The 6,276-nt window shown below is 70.7% G+C and carries 6 protein-coding genes; 3 read left to right on the top strand and 3 right to left on the bottom strand.

The window, feature by feature from the left end:
* A partial coding sequence (locus tag VFH59_RS05630; protein WP_325163906.1) for a cbb3-type cytochrome c oxidase subunit I occupies positions 1 to 759 on the bottom strand: 759 nt, incomplete at its 3' end.
* Between the two features lie 241 nt (positions 760 to 1,000).
* Here VFH59_RS05630 and fdxA point away from each other — a divergent pair.
* Positions 1,001 to 1,324 carry a ferredoxin FdxA gene (fdxA, locus tag VFH59_RS05625; RefSeq protein WP_325163905.1) on the top strand — a complete coding sequence of 108 codons (324 nt, stop codon included), beginning with the start codon at positions 1,001 to 1,003 and terminating at the stop codon, positions 1,322 to 1,324.
* Between the two features lie 147 nt (positions 1,325 to 1,471).
* Here the strand turns inward: fdxA and VFH59_RS05620 are convergent, their stop codons facing one another.
* Positions 1,472 to 3,427, bottom strand: a complete 1,956-nt coding sequence (locus VFH59_RS05620; protein WP_325163904.1) for an FTR1 family protein — start codon at positions 3,425 to 3,427, stop codon at positions 1,472 to 1,474.
* A 201-nt stretch (positions 3,428 to 3,628) separates the two neighbouring features.
* Positions 3,629 to 4,630, bottom strand: coding sequence for a type I glyceraldehyde-3-phosphate dehydrogenase (gene gap / locus VFH59_RS05615; protein ID WP_325163903.1), 1,002 nt, complete (start codon positions 4,628 to 4,630; stop codon positions 3,629 to 3,631).
* A gap of 215 nt (positions 4,631 to 4,845) precedes the next feature.
* Between gap and VFH59_RS05610 the strand changes: the two genes are divergently transcribed.
* Both VFH59_RS05610 and VFH59_RS05605 read left to right on the top strand, forming a co-directional pair.
* Positions 4,846 to 5,640, top strand: a complete 795-nt coding sequence (locus VFH59_RS05610; RefSeq protein ID WP_325163907.1) for a S1/P1 nuclease — start codon at positions 4,846 to 4,848, stop codon at positions 5,638 to 5,640.
* Between the two features lie 78 nt (positions 5,641 to 5,718).
* A partial coding sequence (locus tag VFH59_RS05605) for a pyruvate kinase (RefSeq protein WP_325163902.1) occupies positions 5,719 to 6,276 on the top strand: 558 nt, incomplete at its 3' end.

Below are 6,276 nucleotides of genomic sequence, written 5' to 3'. Positions count from 1 at the left end.
GCCGGCCCACATGTACACCGAGATCAGCGCCCAGAAGTTCACGATCGAGAAGCGGTAGCTCCACAGCGGCTGCTGCGCCTGGCGCGGCACGAAGTAGTACATCATCCCGAGGAAGCCGGCGGTCAGGAAGAACGCCACCGCGTTGTGGCCGTACCACCACTGCACCATCGCATCGACCACGCCCGAGTAGATCGGGTAGGACTTCGACAGCGACACCGGGATCACCAGGTTGTTGACGATGTGCAGCAGGCCCACCGCGATGATCCACGCGCCGTAGTACCAGTTGGCGACGTAGATGTGGCGGATGCGCCGGCGCGCCAGCGTGCCGAAGAACACCACGCCCAGGCTCACCCACACTACCGCGATGATGATGTCGACCCACCATTCCGGCTCGGCGTACTCCTTGCTCTGGGTCAGCCCCAGCGGCATGGTCACCATCGCCGCGATGCACGCCACCTGCCAGCCCCAGAAGGTGAACGTGGCCAGCTTCGGGTAGGCCAGCCGGGTGTGGCCGGTACGCTGCACGACGTAGTAGCAGGTGCCGATCAGCGCCGAGCCGCCGAAGGCGAAGATCACGCCGAAGGTGTGGTCGGGGCGGATGTGGCTGAAGGTCAGCCACGACGTGTCGAAGTTGAACAGCGGCCACGCCAGCTGCGCGGCGGCGAGCACGCCGACACTCATGCCGACGATGCCCCACACGGCCGCGGCGAGCAGGAACTGGCGCACGACCCTGTCGTTGTAGTACTCGGTGGTGGGCATGGAAGGTTTCCAGGAGGGTTGCGTGTATTTTCCGTGGATGGCCGGAGGATCCGCCTGACCTGGGTCAAAGCGCCGCGGCAAAAAACCGCTGCAGCGCCTGTGGTCGGTTGTCGCACGCCGCCTGTCCCGATCGTGCGCCCGCATGCGTGGCCGTGGCGTACAAGGCCGGCTCCCGACGGCTTTCCCGCAGCGCTGACCTGGATCAGGGCGCGCGGCGGCGCGCCGGCCGACACTGGCCGCCATGACCCACGTCGTGACCGAAAACTGCATCAACTGCAAGCACGCCGACTGCGTGGAGGTATGTCCCGTCGATGCCTTCCACGAAGGGCCGAACTTCCTGGTCATCGACCCGGACGAATGCATCGATTGCACGCTGTGCGTGGACGAGTGCCCGGTCGGCGCGATCTACCCGGAGCTGGACATTCCCGTCGGGCAGGAGGGCTTCCTGGCACTCAACGCCGAGCTGGCGCGCGAGTGGCCCGTGATCACCGGCAGGATCCCGGCGATGGAAGCGGCCGCGGAGTGGGACGGCGTTGCAGGCAAGCTGCCACTGCTGAAGCGTTAGGCCCGGGACCGGCCGAGGGGGGCTGCAGGGCGCATCCTGCGCGGGACATCGCGCAGGATGCGTCCGGGCAGTCGGGTGCAGACCATGCCGGTACGCGACCGGCCCGATGGCGGTCGCGCACGGGGCGCCCTTTCAGGGAACCCGGGCCTAGCCGGGCACCCGCCGCAGGTTCAGGCCGTAGCCGGCCGCCAGCACCAGCGCGACGATCGCCTGCGCGGTGAACGACTGCCAGGTCGGGTAGATCCCCAGCAGTTCGATCCGCGGCAGCGGCGCCACGTGCACGCCGATCCAGCCGGCTTCCTGCAGCGCCGCGATGCCCTTGCCGGTGAGCACCACCGCCAGCACCGCGATCAGCGCCGAACTGGCGGAGAAGAACTTGCCCAGCGGCAGCCGCCGGCTGGTGCGCAGCAGCACCCAGGCGATCACGGCGAGCGTGGCCGCGCCGGCGCCGATGCCCCCGAGCAGCCAGGGGCGCGGGCCTTCGTTCCACATCGCCACGTAGAACAGGATGGTTTCAAACACCTCGCGGTACACCGAGAGGAACGCCAGGCCGAACAGGAACCAGGCCGAGCGGTCCAGCGTGGCCGCCATCTTCGCCTTCAGGTACGCCTGCCAGCGTCCGCCCACGCTCTTGCGGTGCATCCACAGGCCCACGCACAGCAGCACCACCGCGGCGAACAGCGAGGACAGCCCCTCGGTCAGCTCGCGGCCGGCGCCGCTGATCGCTACCGCGTAGCTCGCCACCGCCCAGGTGGCCAGCCCGGCCAGCAGGGCCAGGCTCCAGCCGGCGTGCACGTAGCGCAGCATGGCCGGACGCTCGGCCTTGCGCAGGAAGGCGAGCAGGGCGACCACCACCAGCAGCGCCTCCAGGCCTTCGCGCACCAGGATCGTCCAGGCGCCGATGAAGGCCGAGGCGACACCCGCCGAGCCGCCGGCAAGCAGGGCCTGGCCACGCTGCAGGAGCTCGTCGGCGGCGCGTTCGCGCGCGATGACGTCCGCTCCCCCGCCGGCCACCGCGGTGCGGTAGGCGCCCATGGCCGTTTCCAGCTGCGCCCGCAGCGCGGCGTCCCGCGCATCCAGCTGCGGCTCGACCGGCTCGACGCCGTCCAGGTAGGCCGAGAGCGCCAGGCGCCCGGCTTCGTCCGGCTCGCCCCGATGCCAGGCCGCGAGGCTGGCGGCGAGCTTTTCGCGCGCCAGCGCGAGGCCGCTGACGGTGCTGGGCAGCGCGTGCGGATAGGCGCGCAGGTAACCCAGGATCGCCCGCGCCTGCCGCTCGCCGAGCGCGGGGGCCAGCTGCTCCACGCGGGCGCGGGAGAGCGTCTCCAGGCTGTCCAGCCGCGCGCGCGCGGCGGCATTGTCCTTCCATGCCTCCGCGCCTTCGCCCGCCTGGTGTGCGTAGGCCAGCGAGCCGACGTAGTAGGCCAGCGACCAGCGGTCGTCGGCCGGCAGTCGATCGGCGTAGCCGGCCATGGCAGTGCCCTTCACGCCCTGGCTGATCGCCTCGAACAGCGACAGCACGCTGCGCTGGTCGGCGCGCGCGCGGTCGGTGAAGTCGATCGGCGGCGGCTCGAGCGCGGCCGCCGCCGGACCATCGCCTTGCCCGCGGGCACCGTGGCAGGCCGCGCAGGTCTGCCGGTACAGCACCGCGCCACGGGCGAGGTCGGGCGTGCGCGTGGGTGCCGTGGGCACGGGATAGGCGGCGAGCAGCGCATCGGCCAGCGCGTGGGCCTGGTGCGCTACCACGCCGGTGCCGGCGCGGTTGTCGATCAGGTGCACCAGCCGTGCCGCCTGCGCCTGCAGCGACGGCATGGCCGGACCGGGCGGCCATTGCGCCAGGCGCTGGCGCACCGTGCCGGCGAACTCGCGCATCTCGGCGTATTCGGAGGCACTGACCACGCGGCCGTCGTGCACGGCACCGGCGTAGTCGGTGGCCAGGTAATCGAGCATCTGCCAGGTCTGGTCGACCGTGGCTGGCGCCGGGGCGCCCGCCGTGGTGGCCGTCCCGGGAGGGGGCGGCAGGGCCTGGGCGAGGACGGCAGATCCGGGGATCAGCAGGCAGGCCAGCAGGAGCCGCGCCGCCCACTTGTTGCGAATGCCTATCATTGCCCAAGTATAGGCCGGAACCGCGCGAGGGCGCGGCAGGCGTGTCCGGATGCCGCAGCCGGCCGCGGCCGGTCATCCGCCGAGCCTGGCCCGAGCCGGGGCAGCCCTGCAAATGCACCCAAAAAAAGGCCGGGACCCTCGAGCGGGTCCCGGCCCTGTGGTGCGTGGCGGCTTCCAGCAGGGAGCCGCCCGGGGCGGCGCTTACCGGGCCACCACCCGCACCATCTCCAGGCACTTGTTCGAGTAGCCCCACTCGTTGTCGTACCAGCTGACCAGCTTGACGAAGGTCGGGTCGAGGGCAATGCCGGCGTCGGCGTCGAAGATCGAGGTGCGCGCGTCGCCGCGGAAGTCGGTGGCGACCACCTTCTCCTCGGTGTAGCCCAGGATGCCCTTCAGGGCGCCTTCGGACTGCGCCTTCATCTCCGCGCAGATCTCGGCGTAGCTGGCCGGCTTCTCGAGCTCGGCGGTGAGATCGACCACCGAGACATCCGAGGTCGGCACGCGGAAGGACATGCCGGTGAGCTTCTTGTTGAGCTCGGGGATCACCACGCCGACCGCCTTCGCCGCGCCGGTGGAGGAGGGGATGATGTTTTCCAGGATGCCGCGGCCGCCGCGCCAGTCCTTGTTGCTCGGGCCGTCGACCGTCTTCTGGGTGGCGGTGGCGGCGTGCACGGTGGTCATCAGGCCGCGCTTGATGCCCCACTTGTCGTTCAGCACCTTCGCCAGCGGCGCCAGGCAGTTGGTGGTGCACGAGGCGTTGGAGATGATCGCCTCGCCGGCGTACTTCTGGTGGTTCACGCCGTAGACGAACATCGGGGTGTCGTCCTTGGACGGGGCCGACTGGATCACCTTCTTCGCGCCGGCGTCCAGGTGCTTCTGGCAGGTGTCCTTGGTCAGGAACAGGCCGGTCGATTCGATCACCACCTCGGCGCCGACCTCGCCCCACTTCAGGTTCGCCGGATCGCGTTCCTGGGTCAGGCGGATGCGCTTGCCGTTGACCACCAGATGGCCGCCGTCGACCGACACCTCGCCCTGGAAGCGGCCATGCACCGAGTCGTAGCGCAGCATGTAGGCCAGGTAATCGGGCTCCAGCAGATCGTTGATGGCGACGATCTCGATGTCCTGGGCGAAGTTCTGCACGGCGGCGCGCAGCACGTTGCGGCCGATGCGGCCGAAGCCGTTGATGGCGACCTTGATTGCCATGGGCAAGCGTCCTCTTGGGTTTAAGTGGAGCGGAAGCGGCAACAGGCGTCGCCGAAAACGCGCATTTTAGCGCCGATCGCGGTCACGAAGCCGTATACCGTCCGGTCCGCTTGGCGCGGCCTGCCGCCGGGCCGGCGTCCTCCCGGCTCCAGGCGAGGCGTGATCGGGCGGCTGTGGCACACTGGCGGGCTCGTCATCACCCACGTCCGTCCATGATGTCCCTGCGCCGCACCGCCGTTCTGCTGCTTGCCTGTTTCCTGCTGGCCCCCGCAGCCCGGGCCTGGGGGCCGGACGGCCACCGCATCGTGGCCGACCTTGCCCAGCGCCACCTGAGCCCTGCCGCCGAAGCCCGCGTCGAGCGGCTGCTGGCCCCCGAGCACACGCGGCGCCTGGCCGACGTCGCCAACTGGGCCGACGACATCCAGGACGACCCCTCGCAGCAGGCATTGTGGAAGGCGACCCGCAGCCTGCACTACATCAACTTCCGCAGCCGCGCCTGCGACTACCAGCCCCCGCGCGACTGCCGCGACGGGCGCTGCGTGGTCCAGGGCCTGGCGCACTACGTCGCCGTGCTGGGCGACCGCAGCCAGGACGCCGCGGCGCGGCGCGAGGCGCTCAAGTTCGTGGTGCATTTCGTCGGCGACCTGCACCAGCCGCTGCATGCCGGCTACCGCGACGACAAGGGCGGCAACCTGTACCAGGTGCAATTCCAGGGCCAGGGCAGCAACCTGCACCGCGTGTGGGATTCGGGGATGCTCCGCTCGCGCGGGCTGGACTGGCAGGACTACGCGCAGCTGCTGGATGCGCGCGGGCCGGTCGCGCTGGCGCCGGCGACGGAGGCACCTTTCGCGGCCTGGGCCGAGGAGTCCTGCCGGTTGAGCCGCGACATCTATCCGGACGGCCATACGGTCGATGCCGCCTACACCCAGGCCCAGCTGCCGCTGGCCGAACGGCGCCTGCGCGAGGCGGGCCAGCGCCTGGCCGAGCTGCTCAACCGCACGCTGGGCTGATCCCCTGGCGAAACCCGTCACGCTGCATACGATTGCAGCCCGGTCGCGCGCCCGCCGGCATCTGCTAGCCTCGCCGGCATGAACGCCGAAAACCACCTGCGCCGCACCAAGATCGTCGCCACCCTCGGGCCTGCCACCGACGCACCGGGCATGCTCGTGAAACTGATCACCGAGGGCGTGGACGTCGTCCGCCTCAACCTGTCCCATGGCCAGCCGCAGGACCACCGGGCCCGTGCCATGGCGGTACGCGAGGCGGCGCAGGCGGTCGGGCGCGAGGTCGGCATCCTGGCCGACCTGCAGGGCCCGAAGATCCGCATCGAGAAGTTCGCCAATGGCCCGGTCGAGCTGCATCCGGGCGATCCGTTCGTGCTGGACTGCTCGCCGGATGCGCCCCCGGGCGACACCACCCGCGTCGGCGTCAGCTACCACCAGTTGCCGCAGGACGTGGCCGCCGGCGACGTGCTGCTGCTGGACGATGGCCTGGTCGCGTTGCGCGTGCTCGCCGTCGAGGGCGCGCAGGTGCGTTGCGAGGTGCTGATCGGCGGCCGCCTGTCCGACCGCAAGGGCCTCAACCGCCAGGGCGGCGGCCTGTCGGTATCGGCGCTGTCGGACAAGGACCGCGCGGACATCAGGCTG

The organism is Frateuria sp., from assembly GCF_035695185.1.
Taxonomy (GTDB): domain Bacteria; phylum Pseudomonadota; class Gammaproteobacteria; order Xanthomonadales; family Rhodanobacteraceae; genus Frateuria_A.
This window is presented reverse-complemented; position numbering and strand designations above follow the sequence as displayed.